The sequence below is a fragment of the Bacillus sp. FSL K6-2841 genome, from assembly GCF_037976435.1.
GTDB classification, from domain to species: Bacteria; Bacillota; Bacilli; order Bacillales; family Bacillaceae; genus Bacillus; species Bacillus pumilus.
In genome coordinates this window covers 2559587-2575796 of sequence record NZ_CP150266.1, presented here as the reverse complement: position 1 = coordinate 2575796, position 16210 = coordinate 2559587, and the positions used below count along the sequence as shown (strand labels likewise).

Annotated in this window: 16 protein-coding genes; 12 read left to right on the top strand and 4 right to left on the bottom strand. The window is 42.3% G+C overall.

The window, feature by feature from the left end; all coding sequences use genetic code 11:
- Window positions 1–11 precede the first annotated feature (11 nt).
- The 9 genes from MHH68_RS13095 (at window position 12) to MHH68_RS13055 (ending at window position 8661) form a co-directional block, all read left to right on the top strand.
- Window positions 12–1196: an acetate kinase gene (locus MHH68_RS13095; RefSeq protein WP_003216471.1), complete on the top strand. Its 1185-nt coding sequence runs from the start codon at window positions 12–14 to the stop codon at window positions 1194–1196.
- 98 nt (window positions 1197–1294) lie between these two features.
- On the top strand, window positions 1295–1810 hold the full coding sequence (locus tag MHH68_RS13090; RefSeq protein WP_058015079.1) for a molybdenum cofactor biosynthesis protein B: 516 nt from the start codon (window positions 1295–1297) through the stop codon (window positions 1808–1810).
- A gap of 173 nt (window positions 1811–1983) precedes the next feature.
- Entirely contained in the window at window positions 1984–3195 is a 1212-nt protein-coding gene (locus MHH68_RS13085) for an argininosuccinate synthase (RefSeq protein WP_119125220.1), read from the top strand.
- Window positions 3192–4565 (top strand): argininosuccinate lyase, encoded by a 1374-nt coding sequence (argH, locus tag MHH68_RS13080; protein WP_061409076.1) that lies wholly within the window; start codon window positions 3192–3194, stop codon window positions 4563–4565. The genes MHH68_RS13085 and argH overlap by 4 nt, the downstream gene beginning before the upstream one ends.
- A 118-nt stretch (window positions 4566–4683) precedes the next feature.
- The gene (locus MHH68_RS13075) at window positions 4684–5007 is read left to right on the top strand and encodes a hypothetical protein (RefSeq protein ID WP_244270755.1); all 324 of its coding nucleotides are present in this window, start codon (window positions 4684–4686) and stop codon (window positions 5005–5007) included.
- Between the two features lie 215 nt (window positions 5008–5222).
- Window positions 5223–5585, top strand: coding sequence for a hypothetical protein (locus tag MHH68_RS13070; RefSeq protein WP_339163448.1), 363 nt, complete (start codon window positions 5223–5225; stop codon window positions 5583–5585).
- 101 nt (window positions 5586–5686) lie between these two features.
- Window positions 5687–6442 carry an SDR family oxidoreductase gene (locus MHH68_RS13065; RefSeq protein ID WP_058015082.1) on the top strand — a complete coding sequence of 252 codons (756 nt, stop codon included), beginning with the start codon at window positions 5687–5689 and terminating at the stop codon, window positions 6440–6442.
- Between the two features lie 66 nt (window positions 6443–6508).
- Window positions 6509–7192, top strand: coding sequence for a metal-dependent hydrolase (locus MHH68_RS13060; RefSeq protein WP_144462564.1), 684 nt, complete (start codon window positions 6509–6511; stop codon window positions 7190–7192).
- Between the two features lie 146 nt (window positions 7193–7338).
- Window positions 7339–8661 (top strand): CBS domain-containing protein, encoded by a 1323-nt coding sequence (locus MHH68_RS13055; RefSeq protein ID WP_058015084.1) that lies wholly within the window; start codon window positions 7339–7341, stop codon window positions 8659–8661.
- 55 nt (window positions 8662–8716) lie between these two features.
- Here MHH68_RS13055 and MHH68_RS13050 read toward each other — a convergent pair whose 3' ends face one another.
- Complete coding sequence (locus MHH68_RS13050; protein ID WP_003216665.1) at window positions 8717–9019, bottom strand: YtpI family protein; 303 nt, start codon at window positions 9017–9019, stop codon at window positions 8717–8719.
- Window positions 9020–9166: 147 nt separating this feature from the next.
- Here MHH68_RS13050 and MHH68_RS13045 point away from each other — a divergent pair, with 147 nt between their 5' ends.
- Entirely contained in the window at window positions 9167–10108 is a 942-nt protein-coding gene (locus MHH68_RS13045) for a bifunctional oligoribonuclease/PAP phosphatase NrnA (RefSeq protein ID WP_003216520.1), read from the top strand.
- A gap of 51 nt (window positions 10109–10159) precedes the next feature.
- Here the strand turns inward: MHH68_RS13045 and MHH68_RS13040 are convergent, their stop codons facing one another.
- The 3 genes from MHH68_RS13040 to MHH68_RS13030 form a co-directional block, all read right to left on the bottom strand.
- On the bottom strand, window positions 10160–10345 hold the full coding sequence (locus MHH68_RS13040; RefSeq protein WP_003216400.1) for a hypothetical protein: 186 nt from the start codon (window positions 10343–10345) through the stop codon (window positions 10160–10162).
- 109 nt (window positions 10346–10454) lie between these two features.
- The gene (gene ytrI / locus MHH68_RS13035) at window positions 10455–10958 is read right to left on the bottom strand and encodes a sporulation membrane protein YtrI (RefSeq protein WP_003216226.1); all 504 of its coding nucleotides are present in this window, start codon (window positions 10956–10958) and stop codon (window positions 10455–10457) included.
- A complete protein-coding gene (locus tag MHH68_RS13030) occupies window positions 10955–11296 on the bottom strand; it encodes a YtrH family sporulation protein (RefSeq protein WP_034661856.1) in 342 nt (113 codons plus the stop codon). The genes ytrI and MHH68_RS13030 overlap by 4 nt, the downstream gene beginning before the upstream one ends.
- A gap of 137 nt (window positions 11297–11433) precedes the next feature.
- Between MHH68_RS13030 and dnaE the strand changes: the two genes are divergently transcribed.
- Together dnaE and MHH68_RS13020 are read left to right on the top strand one after the other, a co-directional pair.
- Entirely contained in the window at window positions 11434–14769 is a 3336-nt protein-coding gene (gene dnaE / locus MHH68_RS13025; protein WP_061409070.1) for a DNA polymerase III subunit alpha, read from the top strand.
- 141 nt (window positions 14770–14910) lie between these two features.
- Window positions 14911–16143, top strand: a complete 1233-nt coding sequence (locus MHH68_RS13020; RefSeq protein WP_058015087.1) for a malic enzyme-like NAD(P)-binding protein — start codon at window positions 14911–14913, stop codon at window positions 16141–16143.
- Window positions 16144–16210: the final 67 nt, after the last annotated feature.

Genomic DNA, 16210 nt, shown 5'->3' with positions numbered 1-16210 from the left:
GAGCGACAAGAATGTCTAAAATTATCGCAATCAACGCAGGAAGCTCATCTCTTAAATTCCAATTGTTCGACATGCCAGAAGAAACCGTTTTAACAAAAGGTCTTGTTGAAAGAATCGGAATGGACAACAGTATCTTCACGATTTCTGTAGATGGAGAAAAGAAAACAGAAGTCACAGATATTCCAGATCATGCAGTAGCGGTTAAAATGCTGCTTGAAAAACTAATTGAATTTAACATCATCAAAGACTTTAATGAAATTGATGGCGTAGGACACCGTGTTGTTCACGGCGGAGAGAAATTCAGCGACTCTGTTCTTTTAACAGATGAAGTCATTAATGACATTGATCAGCTTTCAGAGCTAGCACCACTGCACAACCCTGCAAACGTTGTAGGAATCAAAGCATTCAAACAAATTCTGCCTGACGTACCAGCGATTGCTGTGTTCGATACAGCTTTCCACCAAACAATGCCAGAGCAGTCTTACCTATACAGCCTTCCGTACGACTACTACAAAAACTTTGGTATTCGTAAATACGGATTCCACGGGACAAGCCATAAGTTCGTAACAGAGCGTGCATCAGAGCTATTAGGTCGTCCTCTTGAAGAACTTCGTTTGATCTCTTGTCACCTTGGAAATGGTGCGAGTATCGCAGCAGTTGAAGGCGGAAGATCAATTGATACTTCAATGGGCTTCACGCCGCTTGCGGGTGTTGCGATGGGTACACGTTCAGGTAACATTGACCCTGCTCTTATTCCATTTATTATGGAGAAAACAGGACATACAGCTGAAGAAGTACTTTCTACTTTGAATAAGAAGAGTGGTCTTTTAGGTGTGTCTGGTCTATCAAGTGATCTTCGTGATATCGAAGAAGCAACAGAAGAAGGAAACGACCGTGCAGAAGTAGCTCTTGATATTTTTGCAAGCCGTATTCATAAATACATCGGTTCTTATGCAGCGAGAATGAATGGCGTAGATGCGATCATCTTCACAGCTGGAATCGGTGAAAACAGTTCAGAAGTTAGAGCGCGTGTCCTTCGTGGTCTTGAATTCATGGGCGTTTACTGGGATCCTTCTCTTAACAACATGAGAGGCGAAGAAGCATTCATCAGCTACCCGCACTCTCCTGTAAAAGTAATCGTGATTCCAACGAACGAAGAAGTTATGATTGCAAGAGACGTTATGCGTTTAGCGTAACATCCTTTTGAAGCTCTTTTCCTCAGCGGAAAAGGGCTTTTTTCTATTGAAATCAGCATGCTATAATGTGAGGCAATATGAAAGGAGCGGTGCGAAAAATGAGCGTGACAGAACATAAACGTGAGGCGAAAGCGAGGCTTTATGTGAAAGTCATTACGGTCAGTGACACAAGAACGAAAGAAACAGATAAAAGCGGCCGTCTAATGATTGATTTGCTTAAAGAACAGGGACATCTCATTCTTGCATACGATATTGTAAAAGATGACATTGGAGCGATCCAAGACGCTGTACTAGAGGGAACAGGCGAACCAAAAATAGATGCCGTCTTGTTAAACGGGGGCACAGGAATTGCCGCAAGGGATGTCACCATTGAAGCGATCACCCCGCTTTTCTCGAAGGAGCTGCCTGGCTTTGGCGAAATCTTCCGCATGCTGAGCTATACAGAAGACATTGGTTCAGCCGCTATCTTGTCCCGTGCCGCGGCTGGGATCGTCAATCAAAAAGCCGTCTTTGCCACACCAGGTTCTACTGGAGCTGTTCGTTTAGCCATGACAAAACTCATCATTCCAGAGCTTCCTCACGTCTTACGAGAGCTTGAAAAGGATCAAAAATAGCCCAAAATGACTCTGCCAAGAAAATTTGGCGGAGTTTTTTTCATAAAGGGGTTGAAAAAACAATTTTTCCTTGTTACAGTGTATACATACTAAATGCATGTTTATAAATTAAAACTTATTTTTATGCAAAAAACATTCACAGAATCAAAACAAGTGAGAGGAGCTTTTCAATCATGTCACAAAATAAAAAAGTCGTATTAGCATATTCCGGAGGTCTTGATACCTCTGTTGCAGTTAAATGGTTACAAGAGCAAGGGTACGAAGTCGTAGCTTGCTGCCTAGACGTAGGTGAGGGAAAAGACTTAGCATTCGTTCAACAAAAAGCACTTCAAGTCGGAGCGGTTCAGTCTTACATGATTGACACAAAAGAAGAGTTCGCAGAGGAATTTGCACTAACTGCCTTACAAGCACACACGATGTATGAAGGAAAATATCCGCTAGTATCTGCATTATCTCGTCCGCTTATTGCGAAAAAATTAGTGGAAGTCGCAGAAAAAGAAAATGCAGTAGCGGTTGCGCACGGATGTACTGGAAAAGGAAACGACCAAGTCCGTTTTGAAGTCTCCATTAAAGCATTGAATCCAGACCTAGAAGTTCTTGCACCAGTGCGTGAATGGAAATGGTCTCGTGATGAAGAAATCGACTATGCTCAAAAGCACGGTATTCCAATTCCAATTAACTTAGACAGCCCATATTCAATCGACCAAAACCTTTGGGGCAGAAGTAACGAGTGCGGCATTTTAGAAGATCCTTGGGCTGCACCGCCAGAAGGAGCGTATGATTTAACGACGCCACTTGAGAAAACACCTGACACACCTGAGATCATTGAAATCACGTTTGAAAAAGGAAAACCAACAGCTATTGATGGTATTCAGTATTCCTTATCTGATCTCATTCTTCATTTAAATGAAGTCGCTGGTCAGCATGGGGTTGGCAGAATCGACCACGTTGAAAACCGTCTTGTTGGCATTAAATCTCGTGAAGTGTACGAATGCCCAGGTGCTGTCACACTTCTAAAAGCGCATAAAGAGCTTGAAGACTTAACGCTAGTGAAGGAAGTTGCACACTTTAAGCCAATCGTTGAACAAAAAATGGCTGAATTAATATACAACGGATTATGGTTCTCACCACTTAAAGGAGCACTAGATGCTTTCTTACAAGAAACACAACAGAACGTAACAGGTGTCGTACGTGTGAAACTATTTAAAGGTCATGCGATTGTTGAAGGACGTAAATCACCATATTCACTTTATGATGAAAATCTAGCAACTTACACAAAAGCAGATGAATTCGATCATGATGCAGCGGTAGGATTTATTAACCTTTGGGGCTTACCAACAAAAGTAAACAGCATCGTGAATAAAAAGGAGCAGGTTAAAGCATGAAAAAGCTTTGGGGAGGCCGATTTCAAAAAACACCTGAAAAATGGGTCGATGAGTTTGGCGCGTCCATTCATTTCGACAAACAATTAGTCAAAGAAGATCTGACCGGCTCCCTTGCTCATGCAAGTATGCTGAATACATGCGGTATCCTAGATGATGAGGAGGCCGCTGCCATTAAAGATGGACTGAATACGCTCATGAAAAAGGCAGAGGCAGATGAACTCGAATTCTCAGTGGATTATGAGGACATCCATTTAAACCTTGAAAAAATGCTCATTGATGAGATTGGTCCGCTTGGCGGCAAATTGCACACAGCGAGAAGCCGGAATGATCAGGTTGCCACCGATATGCATTTATATTTGAATAACCAAGTAGAGCATATCATTGAACTGATCTCTTCCTTTCAAACAGTGCTTGTGGAAAAAGCAGAACAGCACGTTGAAACGATTTTTCCAGGGTATACGCACTTGCAGCGTGCACAGCCTATTTCCTTTGCGCATCATATGCTCGCCTATTTCTGGATGCTAGAACGTGACAAAGCGCGTTTTCAAGATTCTTTGAAGCGAATTAACGTGTCTCCACTTGGATGCGGAGCGTTAGCAGGAACGACATTCCCAATTGATCGTGAATATACAGCAGAGCTGCTTGGCTTTGATCATATTTACGAAAACAGCCTTGATGGCGTAAGTGATCGGGATTTCATTTTAGAGTTTTTGTCTAATAGCAGCCTTGTGATGATGCATCTCTCACGTCTTTGTGAGGAAATCATTTTATGGTGCTCTCAAGAATTCAAATTCATTGAGCTTGATGACACTTATGCAACAGGCAGCAGCATGATGCCGCAGAAGAAAAACCCGGATATGGCTGAATTAATCCGCGGGAAAACAGGCCGTGTGTATGGCAACCTGATGGGGCTTCTCACGATTATGAAAGGCTTGCCGCTTACGTATAACAAAGACTTGCAAGAAGATAAAGAAGGCATGTTTGATACAGTGAAAACCATCGCTGGCAGCCTGCAAATCTTCACAGGCATGATTCAAACAATGACAGTGAACGAAGATGTCATGAAAAAAGCAACGAAAGAAGATTTCTCAAATGCGACCGAAGTGGCAGACTACCTTGCGAAAAAAGGCATGCCATTCCGTGAAGCACACGAAATCGTTGGCAAGCTCGTGTATACATGCATTCAAAAAGGCATCTACTTAAGTGATCTTCCGTTTGAGACATTTACAGAAGCGAGCACTCTTTTTGAAGAAGACATTTACACCGTTCTTGATCCTTATGTTGCTGTTGAAAAAAGAACTAGCGCAGGTGGAACTGGATTTAAACAAATTCAGCTCGCTTTAGAAAAAGCAAAAGCCTGCCTAGCGTAACTGACCAAAACCATTCGTTGATACGGATGGTTTTTTGTCTTGGGAAAAGGAGATTGATCATCATTGGAGAAGTTGAAATCATACCAGTGTTAAGCTGAAGAGGGAGTGACAGCAGTTCATGAAGAGAACGCTTCAGGCTTTGTTTGACCAGCCCATCGTATCAGTTGAAACGTTAGGAGAACAGTACGACGGACGGGCTAATGATGTGTGGCTGATCTCCTTACAAGACAAAACGGAATATGTCGTGAAATCTCCTAAAATGACAAAAGTAGAAAGTGAGTTTGAATATGGGATCGACATAATCTATGGAGTAAATGCTCATATAGGACAAGAATATCTCGATCAAATCAATGAAAAGCTGGCTCTGACGAATTCCTTTCATATTCCGAAAGTTGTTCGTAAAGTGAAGAAGGCAGGGAAACATGATGATGTCATGGAATAAATTGAAGGGATCCCTTTAACATCTTTTGAGGGGCGCTCATCACATTTCTATAAAGATTACGGGAGGAAACTAGCGCTTCTTCATTCATATCGAACAAACTCTTTCGGTGCAGTATACGGTGCAGAAACGAGACATTTGAGAGGATTTCATGCTCTTTTAAAAAAGGCTGTCTCCAAACTTGTAAGCCGCTATTATGCTGATCAGCCTGAATTTCAGTGCTATGGAGAAATGGTGCAGCAAAAGCTGGATCACCTCAATCCTCCTGTTCAGCCAGTCTTATTTTAATTGATTTAGATCCATCGCAATATATTGAAAAAGATGATCAAGTGACGAGTCTAGTGGATACGGAATATATTGTGTTTGGACCAGCTGCGTTTGATTTTATTGCATTGGAATACCTTTTGACGAAAGAAGCTGCACACGATGTTCAATTGGGCTATGAAGAGATTTGCCCGCTTCCTCACCAGCTTCATGAGGTGAGAGAATGTTATCGTTTTGTTTCGCTGCTTCTTGATATTCATGGCTCGTGGGATATCCAAAAGTGGATGAATCACCCATCATTTTTTCATTCTAAATAGAAATAACAGAAAGGGTTCATAAGTGCGCCAGATGCAGGTTTATAGTAAAGTAAAGATAAGAAACATGTGAACTTGCAACCTTTGCTTTAGGAGGAGATTGTGTGCGACACGCATTAATAACAGCGGGTTCTAAGGGACTTGGCAGGAAAGTCACCGAGTCTTTACTGAATATGGGGTATTCTGTGACAGTCAATTATCGAAGTGATGATGAAGCTGTACGGCAGATGAAAGAAGAATTGCAGGAATATGAAGAAAAGCTTCAATTTGTCCAAGGTGATGTGACAAACAAAGAAGATTTAAAGAACATGGTCGAGCTGGCAGCCGAGCGATTTGGGCGAATCGATGCCTTGATTAACAATGCTGGACCTTATATTTTTGAACGAAAAAAACTAGCGGATTATTCCGAAGATGAATGGTATCAAATGATGGAAGGCAACCTATCTGCTGTGTTCCATTTGTTCCGTATGGTTATCCCAATGATGAGAAAGCAAGGCTTCGGCCGAATTGTCACATATGGCTTCCAAGGTGCAGACCATGCGCCGGGATGGATGCACAGATCAGCCTTCGGAGCAGCAAAAGTGGGGCTCGCGTCACTGACGAAAACCATTGCGATAGAAGAAGCCGAAAACGGCATCACGGCCAATATGGTTTGTCCAGGCAAAATCGTTGGAGACATGAAAGAATCGACAATAGAAGAAGCACGCCAGATGAAAGATGACGAAACGCCGATTGGCAGATCTGGTACTGGAGAAGATATCGGGCGCATCATTTCCTTTTTATGCGATGACCGCTCTGATCTGATTACAGGAACTGTTATTGAAGCAACAGGTGGTCTTAACGTCATTCACAGGCATTAAGTTTTTCAGTTTTTTATACAGGGAATAGATGAAATGAGATCAAATTCGAAAGGTGGATATACTCACATGAAAGCTACATATCACGGACATTCAGTCGTACACATTGAAACAAACGGATACCATATTTGGATTGATCCATTTTTAAATGGAAATAAGCACACAGATATCAAACCGCAAGATGTCAAAGCGGATGCCATTTTGCTGACCCACGGGCATGGAGATCACGTCGGTGACACCATTGAAATCGCTAAAAACAATGATGCGCTCGTTATTGCGCCATTCGAGCTTGCCACTTATTTAAGCTGGCAAGGTGTGAAAACGCACCCGCTATCGATTGGGGGCGGACGTGAGTTTGAATTTGGTAAAGTGAAGCTCACTCAAGCGTTCCATGGTTCTGCTATCATTGATGAAGATGCAAAAACGATTACGTATACAGGCATGCCATCAGGTATTTTATTTACTGCAGAGGGCAAAACGATTTATCATGCCGGAGACACTGCACTCTTTTCAGATATGAAGCTGATCGGTGAGCTGAATCATATTGAGCTTGCATTCCTTCCGATCGGTGATAACTTCACGATGGGACCGGACGATGCAAGAATCGCAGCCGAATGGCTTCGGGCGAAGCAAGTCGTGCCAGTTCATTACAGCACATTCCCGCCGATTGAGCAGGACCCACATGCATTTGCAGACAGCCTGCATGGCGGCGTCGGTCATGTGTTAAACAGCGGAGAATCGATCGAGATTTAATCAACATAGCAAAAAGTCGGCACTCAAATGCCGGCTTTTTTTATTTACATGTATCGTGCTGAAAAAAGACAAATTGCTATTAAAAGCCTCCTGCCCTTATAATGAAAGTTAGATGAAAACGCTGAAAACAAAAAGGGTGAACGGGATTGGCGACAAAGCATGAACAAATTTTATCGTATATTGATTCATTAGATGTCGGAGAGAAAATTTCTGTCCGGCGTATTGCGAAAGAAATGAAAGTAAGTGAAGGCACGGCTTACCGGGCTATTAAGGATGCTGAAAATAAAGGGTTCGTGAGTACCATTGAACGAGTCGGCACCATTCGAATTGAACAGAAGAAAAAAGAAAATATTGAAAAACTGACATATGCAGAAGTGGTCAATGTGATTGACGGACAGGTGCTTGGAGGACGAGCGGGCTTACATAAAACATTAAACAAATTTGTCATCGGGGCGATGGAGCTTGATGCGATGATGCGCTATACGGCAGCTGGAAACCTGCTGATTGTCGGAAACCGGATCAATGCCCACAGACAAGCATTAGAGGCAGGGGCGGCTGTACTTGTTACAGGCGGATTCTCAACAGATGATGAAATCATTCAGCTCGCAGATGAGCTTGAACTGCCGATCTTATCGACAAGCTACGATACATTTACCGTAGCAGCTCTCATTAACCGGGCCATTTATGACCAACTCATAAAAAAAGAGATTGTACTTGTGGAAGATATTTTAACGCCGATAGAACGAACGGTGTATCTATCACCAGAGGATAAGCTTGAAAAATGGTATGAAAAAAATTATGAAACTGGCCACGGCCGCTTTCCAGTCGCAGACGACCAAATGAAGATTCACGGCATTCTCACCTCAAAGGATATCGCAGGTCATGACCGCTCCACACCGATTGAAAAGGTGATGACGAAAAACCCACTGACAGTCATTGGCAAAACCTCTGTCGCTTCTGCTGCTCAAATGATGGTATGGGAAGGCATTGAGGTGCTGCCAGTTGTAGATGATTATGCGAAACTGATTGGAATGATCAGCCGTCAGGACGTGCTGAAGGCGCTTCAAATGATTCAAAAGCAGCCGCAGGTCGGAGAAAAACTGGATGATGTCGTCTCAAGAGGGTTTAAAGAGACCGATACAGAAAAACCAAAGGCAGATGCAGTGTATCAATATGAGGTCACACCACAAATGACAAACCAGCTCGGAAACATTTCATATGGTGTGTTCACGCAAATTTTAATTGAATCCGCCAATCGCTTCTTAAAGTCTCATAAAAAAGGGGAGCTAATTGTCGAAAGTCTCTCTGTCTACTTCTTAAAACCGGTTCAAATGGAATCCACGATACAGATCAAGCCAAATATTTTAGAAGTAGGACGCAAGTTTGGAAAGCTGGAAGTGGAAGTTTATCATCAATCGAATATCGTCGGTAAAGCCATGCTGATGGTGCAGCTCATGGAGAGAGGATAATCTGCTGAAAAAGACAAAGGGCTAAAATAAACATCATTTTAGCCCTTCTCTCCTATTATGCGTGATCTTTTTCGCCTTCCTTTAAAAAGAGCGGAAGGTAATGCTTGTAGGCTTTATATCCAGCCCACGTACTGCCGATACCGACAGCAACAAAAATAAATCCAATGACAAATGCGAGTGACGAGCGGTTTAAAAATAATTGATTCACACCGAAGAGCAGGACAAAGCAGCCAAGTGCCATACTGGATTTCGCCGACCAGAATTTCTTTTCGACTGGGCGGTTCGTACGGACATTCTTTGCTTTGTAGTATAAATAAAACATGGCAGAACAAATAATAAACACAATCAAAACAAGCATGTGCCAAGCCTCCATTGTAAGTGGTTACAACCCTATTTTAAACGTAAATAGGCTTGCTTACTAGAATAAATTGTCTATTCCTCACTTTTCCGTCAGGATAGATTATGATTTAATAATAAAAAGAGTATCGGATAAGAAGGAGTTTTTATGAAAAAAGAACTGATTAGAACCATATCATTATATGACACCATCATCATTCATAGACATGTAAGACCAGATCCTGATGCGTATGGATCGCAGTGCGGCCTTACGGAAATCTTGCGTGCCACCTATCCAGAAAAAAATATTTATGCGACAGGAACCCCGGAGCCATCCCTTTCATTTTTATATGAACTTGATGAAGTACCGGATGACGTGTACAAAGATGCCCTTGTCATTGTCTGCGATACAGCCAATCAAGCAAGAATTGACGATCAGCGCTATTCAATGGGCGATAAGCTGATGAAAATTGACCATCATCCAAATGAAGATCCTTATGGTGATTTACTTTGGGTGGATACAGAGGCAAGCTCTGTGAGCGAAATGATTTATGAATTGTATTTAGAGGGGAAAGAAGAAGGATATCAGCTGAATACAAAGGCGGCTGAACTCATTTATGCCGGCATTGTAGGAGACACAGGCCGCTTCCTTTTCCCAAACACGACGAAAAAGACGCTCAAATATGCAGGAGAACTGATTGAATATCCATTTTCATCTTCAGACCTTTTCAATCAATTGTATGAGACGGATCTGAATGTCGTGAAATTAAATGGCTATATTTTTCAACATATTTCTTTGTCAGAGAATGGAGTCGCTTCTGTTTTCATTAAGCAGGATATTTTGGAATCGTTCCAAACGACAGCGCAGCAAGCCTCACAGCTTGTTGGAACACTTGGAAATATTGCAGGGATTAAGGCATGGGTCTTTTTTGTGGAAGAAAATGATCAGATTCGTGTTAGATTCCGTTCGAAAGGCGTCGTCATTAATACCATTGCGAAAAAATATCATGGCGGCGGCCACCCGCTTGCAGCTGGTGCATCTATTTATGATTGGGCCGTGGCAGATGAGATTTTGCGTGATTTAGAAGAAGTATGTAAATCATCATCATGAGAGAGGGGGGCTTCAAGTCCCCTCTCTCTTTTTTTGTCATGGAGAAAAGGGTTACTTGCATACAGGGATAAACCAGCAGCCGATGTCAGTTGAATCTTCATAGGCTTGGAGATTTTGATGCTTTAATTCTTTTTTAATTAAATGAGCCATCATTTCTGTCTCAGCATAAGCGCACATGCCGTCCTTGATCCGGCTTGCTTTGTCTCGTGCCATTTGACGATAGCTATAAACCTCCATTGTCCTCACCTCTTTCTATTGTAGATCTCGTTCTACTTTTAGTGTATAAAAATTAAGGGGGAAAAGCGATCATTGAGGGCAGAAATTCATAAAAATTCCACATGATCATTTATTCAGCAAATGAAATGCGCACTTCAAGTGAAAGCTTCGTATAAATTGTCAGCTCTGTCACTTTGGCGCGGTATGCCTTTTCCCGAATGGTATATTCTTTGTTTTCGACCGTGCGTTTTAATAATTCCTTTGTTTTATAGACACTTTCAATATCCTTTGTAATAACCTCTGAGATATCCTCCTTGACCTGATCTTCAAATTTTAGCGTGTCTGGCTCTGGGATTTTATACTGCTCACGATTGACGAGATGGACATCTACGCTTTGGATCAGCAGTCGCTTCTTATTATCCTCATTTAACTTATGCAAATCTTCCCGATAGAGTGTGATTTGTTCTTTCAGACTGTCCATATGGTGCTGCTGGCTTCTCAGCAGTGTCACCTGCTTTTCCTGAAAGGTTCCGTATGTAAAGAGGAAAATGAGCCAGCTCACAATCGCACCAAACATCATCCCCGCAAAAAAACGCTGCCAGCCTGGACGTTTGTAAAGCTCCGGCACCCTCATGATGACACATGCTCCTGTGTGAGCCACGTGATAATAAGATAACCCGTTTGCGCACCGCCCATGGCAGAGACAATTAATAAAATCTGCTTGAAAATATCACGCGTGTTCCCTTCAAAAATGCCTCGTTCAAAGCTATAAACAGCATCAAACGTTCCGCCGATGGCTGCGACAAGCGCCCAAATCTTTAATCGATTGGCAAGACTCGTAATAATGGATAAAGGCGGCTGACCAGACAAATAAGCACCAACACCGCCGATAATGGCACCACCCAAAATGACTCCAAGCGCAATAAAATAACAGCTAATAAAATTTGGAATAAAAGCTTCCTTCACATCCATTTTGTCCACCTCACTCTATTCAATATATGGTGCGTGCGGGACAAGTATGAACGGACAGAAAAGAAAGAACATTTGTTTCTCATCGCATCGCGTTTTATAATGAAAGAATGACTTTAGACGAAAGGAGTGGATTAAGCATGTCTTATGTTCATCTTCAGGTCCACAGTGGATACAGCTTATTAAGCAGTGCAGCAAAAGTAAAGGAGCTTGTGCTGAAAGCAAAAGAACTTGGCTGCAAGGCGCTCGCTCTTACCGATGACCATGTGATGTATGGAACGGTTGAATTTTATAAGGAATGTAAAAAACATGGCATCAAGCCGGTCATCGGTTTAACAGCTTCTGTCTTCATAGATGAACAAGAGACAGAGGCTTATCCCTTGGTGCTCCTTGCCAAAAACAATGAAGGCTACCAAAACTTGATCAAAATCAGCAGTGTGCTGAAATCAAAATCAAAAGCTGGACTGAAAGAGAAATGGCTGAAAAGCTATCACCGCGGGCTCATTGCCATCACACCAGGCGTTTCTGGCTACATTGAAACGCTGCTTCAGCACGATCAGATAGAAGAGGCGCATGATGCGGCGAAACAATTGAAACATATTTTCGGTGAGGGACATGTGTACATCGCACTTCAGCCATTTCAGCAAGACGAATCGCTTACAGGTAAACTGAGGGATGTCTCAAAAAGTGCGGACATTCCTCTTGTTGCGACAGGAGATGTCCACTACATCAACATGGAAGACAAAACGGCCTATACGTGTTTAAAGGCGATTAAAGCAGGGCAGCAGCTGCCTGAGGTTGAGGAAGACCAAGCAGAAAAGCATTTCAGAACCTTTGAAGAAATGAAGGAATGGTATACGCAGGATACGGAGCTGCTCACAAGAACGGTGGAGATCGCAGACCGCTGTGAAGTTGATTTAAATCTTGGGCAGACAAAACTCCCATCCTATCCGACCCCTGATCAATCAACAGCAGATCAGTTTTTACGCAAAGTGTGTGCGGAAGGGATGAAGCAAAGAAAGATTGCTTCAAATGAAGCGTATGTGAAAAGACTTGAGTACGAACTGAGCATTATCCAAAAAATGAATTTCAGTGATTATTTTCTCATCGTGTGGGATTTTATGAAGTATGCCCATGACCAAGGCATTGTCACAGGACCGGGCCGAGGATCGGCAGCAGGATCACTTGTTGCCTATGTACTGTTTATTACGGATGTTGATCCGCTCCGTCACGGTTTGTTATTTGAACGTTTCTTAAATCCTGAGCGAATCAGTATGCCTGATATTGATATAGATTTCCCTGATACGAGAAGAGATGAAATCATTTCTTATGTAAAAGACAAATACGGAGACATGCATGTGGCGCAAATTGTCACGTTTGGAACACTTGCAGCAAAAGCAGCTTTAAGAGATGTAGGACGTGTGATGGGGATTGATTCAAAGGCAGCGGATCGTCTTGCAAAGCTGATTCCGTCAAAGCCAGGAACGACGCTGAAAGAAGCGCTCACTGCATCTCCTGAATTAAAAACAATGCTCCAGCAGTCCGAAGAGCTCAGGCAAGTCTTTCAAACTGCTTTAAAGGTGGAAGGCTTGCCAAGACATACCTCGACACATGCAGCTGGCGTTGTGCTGAGCGAGGAGCCTCTGACAGAGGTCGTTCCGATTCAAGACGGCCATGATGGTGTGTATTTAACGCAGTATGCGATGAATTATTTAGAAGATCTCGGACTTTTAAAGATGGATTTCTTAGGACTTAGAAACTTAACCTTAATTGAATCCATTAAAAACCAGATTGAAAGACAGGAAAACGTCCACATTAACTTTAGTGACATTTCATATGAAGATCAGAAAACATTTGAATTGTTATCAGCGGGGGATACAACTGGGATTTTCCAGCTTGAATCACAAGGAATGCGTCAGGTGCTGAGACGCTTGAAGCCCTCTAGTTTAGAAGACATTGTGGCAGTCAATGCCCTCTACCGTCCAGGTCCAATGGAGAATATCCCGCTCTTTATCGACCGAAAGCACGGCAGAGTCAAGGTCTCTTACCCGCATCCTGATTTGTATGACATTTTAAAAGACACATATGGAGTCATCGTCTATCAGGAGCAAATCATGCTGATTGCAGCGAAGATGGCAGGATTTCAGCTTGGCGAGGCAGATCTATTAAGAAGAGCAGTTTCAAAGAAGGATAAAAAGGTTCTTGATGAAGAGCGGAGCCATTTTGTTGAAGGATGCCTAAAAAAGGAGTATCCTGTTAACATTGCAAATGACGTTTATGACTTAATCGTCAAATTTGCAAACTATGGTTTTAATAGAAGCCATGCTGTTGCATATAGCATGATTGGCTTTCAGCTTGCTTACTTAAAAGCGCATTATCCGTTATATTTTATGTGCGGACTTTTAACGAGTGTGATTGGAAATGATGACAAAGTTGCTCAATATTTCTATGAGGCAAAGGAAAAAGGGATATCTGTGTTGAAGCCTTCTATTAATAAGAGTGAATTTCCATTTACGGTTGAAAAAGGGGAGATCCGCTACAGCTTAAGAGCGATCAAAAATGTCGGAGTGTCAGCTGTAAAGGATATATACAGGGCAAGACAGGAAAAGCCGTTTGAAGATTTATTTGATTTTTGCGCAAGAGTATCAGCAAAGAGTGTCAACCGAAAAACGATTGAAGCGCTCATTTTTTCAGGGGCGATGGATGAGCTTTATCCAAATCGTGCTTCGTTATTGGCATCAATAGATATTGCATTAGACCACGTGTCATTTTTAAATCCAGATGATCAGCTTGACTTTCTGGGGGATACAACCTTCTCTATTAAGCCAAAATATGCAGAGATAGAAGAATTGCCGCTTGTCGATCTTCTGCAATTTGAAAAAGAGGCACTTGGACTATATTTATCAAATCATCCTGTACAAGCGTACCGAGATCGCTTAAGAGAGAATGGTGCAGTGGAAATCATCAGACTTTCTTCCTATATAAAGCGAAAGGTCTCAATGGGTGGTCTTTTGACAAAGGTGAAATCGATTCGAACAAAAAATGGACAATCGATGGCATTTGTCACATTTGGGGATGAAACGGGAGAAATGGAAGGCGTCGTCTTTCCAGAGCAATTTAGAAAGCTGTCCCCCTTACTTGAGGAGGGCGCCATGCTTTATGTTGAAGGCAGAATAGATGTCAGAAATGACAGCAGCCAGATCATCGTGCAAGAAGCCGTTCTGCTTGAAGAGATGGGCACACAAAGAAAAGAGTCTGTCTACATTCGGGTGAAAGAAGAAAATCATACGCAGGAGCTGCTAGAGCAAGTAAAGCGGGTGATCTCGATGCACAGTGGAGAAGCAGATGTCTATTTGTATTATGAGAAGCAAAAAAAGACAGTGAGACTTCCAGATGCATACAAAGTTCATGCAGATCATGCTGTCATTTTCCAGTTAAAAGAGCTGCTTGGTGAACAAAACGTTGTGATTAAATGATGACAAATCGCCTGAATATGTTTTACAAATTCACCTATTGTGTTATCATTTTAAAGATTCTGTGTATTTAAAACTGCCAGTATGTGCTTATCAACTTAGCAATTCATTAAATCATTTTCCACTTGAAGGAGTGTTCATCACATGTCATTAAGAGAAGAAGCATTACATATGCACAAAGAGAATCAAGGCAAACTTGAATCAAAATCAAAAGTACAAGTGAAAAATGCGAAAGACTTGAGCTTGGCTTACTCACCTGGTGTTGCAGAACCATGTAAAGATATTTATGACGACACAAGCAAAGTGTATGATTATACAATGAAAGGCAATATGGTCGCTGTTGTCACAGACGGAAGCGCTGTTTTAGGGCTTGGAAATATTGGTGCAGAAGCTTCTCTTCCAGTAATGGAAGGAAAAGCTGTACTATTCAAAAGCTTCGCTGGCGTTGATGCCTTCCCAATCGCACTTGCGACAAACGATGTAGACAAAATCGTTGAAACAGTAAAGCTTCTTGAGCCAACGTTTGGCGGTGTCAACCTTGAAGATATTGCAGCTCCAAACTGCTTTATTATCGAAGAGCGCTTGAAAAAAGAGACAAACATTCCAGTGTTCCATGATGATCAGCACGGAACAGCGATTGTGACAGTAGCAGGACTTGTAAATGCGCTGAAACTGTCTGGAAAATCAATGTCCTCTATCAAAGTGGTGGCAAACGGCGCTGGAGCAGCGGGAATTGCGATTATCAAGCTTCTATATCATTTCGGTGTACGTGATATTATCATGTGTGATACAAAAGGCGCAATTTATGAAGGCCGCCCGAACGGTATGAATGCAGTGAAAAATGAAGTGGCTAAATTCACGAACCAAGACCGTAAAGAAGGTTCATTAGAAGAAGTGATTGAAGGCGCTGACGTTTTCATCGGGGTCTCAGCAGCAGGCGCTCTAACAAAAGAAATGGTTGGCAAAATGGCAAAAGATCCTGTCATCTTCGCAATGGCGAATCCTAATCCAGAGATCATGCCAGAAGATGCACATGCAGCAGGCGCAAGTGTTGTAGGAACTGGCCGTTCTGACTTCCCGAACCAAGTAAACAACGTACTGGCATTCCCAGGAATTTTCCGCGGAGCATTAGATGTACGAGCAACCCACATTAACGAAGAAATGAAAATTGCAGCCGTAGAAGCAATTGCTTCTCTTGTTTCAGATGATAAATTGTCAGCTGAATACGTCATCCCTGAACCATTTGATGCACGTGTAGCACCAGCGGTAGCAAAAGCGGTAGCAAAAGCAGCAATGGAAACTGGTGTTGCAAGAATCCAAGTCGACCCAGAAGAAGTCGCTGAAAAAACAAGAAAATTAACGATTATCGGCGAATAATCAATTGGAAAAGTGTGCACGTTCTTTCTGAAATTGGAGGAAAGACGTGCACCATTTCCTCTCATAT

Coding starts and splice junctions, on each gene's coding strand:
- MHH68_RS13095 (WP_003216471.1), top strand. CDS start 12: ATGTCTAAAATTATCGCAATCAACGCAGGAAGCTCATCTCTTAAATTC.
- MHH68_RS13090 (WP_058015079.1), top strand. CDS start 1,295: ATGAGCGTGACAGAACATAAACGTGAGGCGAAAGCGAGGCTTTATGTG.
- MHH68_RS13085 (WP_119125220.1), top strand. CDS start 1,984: ATGTCACAAAATAAAAAAGTCGTATTAGCATATTCCGGAGGTCTTGAT.
- argH (WP_061409076.1), top strand. CDS start 3,192: ATGAAAAAGCTTTGGGGAGGCCGATTTCAAAAAACACCTGAAAAATGG.
- MHH68_RS13075 (WP_244270755.1), top strand. CDS start 4,684: ATGAAGAGAACGCTTCAGGCTTTGTTTGACCAGCCCATCGTATCAGTT.
- MHH68_RS13060 (WP_144462564.1), top strand. CDS start 6,509: ATGAAAGCTACATATCACGGACATTCAGTCGTACACATTGAAACAAAC.
- MHH68_RS13050 (WP_003216665.1), bottom strand. CDS start 9,019: ATGCTTGTTTTGATTGTGTTTATTATTTGTTCTGCCATGTTTTATTTA.
- MHH68_RS13045 (WP_003216520.1), top strand. CDS start 9,167: ATGAAAAAAGAACTGATTAGAACCATATCATTATATGACACCATCATC.
- MHH68_RS13040 (WP_003216400.1), bottom strand. CDS start 10,345: ATGGAGGTTTATAGCTATCGTCAAATGGCACGAGACAAAGCAAGCCGG.
- ytrI (WP_003216226.1), bottom strand. CDS start 10,958: ATGAGGGTGCCGGAGCTTTACAAACGTCCAGGCTGGCAGCGTTTTTTT.
- MHH68_RS13030 (WP_034661856.1), bottom strand. CDS start 11,296: ATGGATGTGAAGGAAGCTTTTATTCCAAATTTTATTAGCTGTTATTTT.
- dnaE (WP_061409070.1), top strand. CDS start 11,434: ATGTCTTATGTTCATCTTCAGGTCCACAGTGGATACAGCTTATTAAGC.
- MHH68_RS13020 (WP_058015087.1), top strand. CDS start 14,911: ATGTCATTAAGAGAAGAAGCATTACATATGCACAAAGAGAATCAAGGC.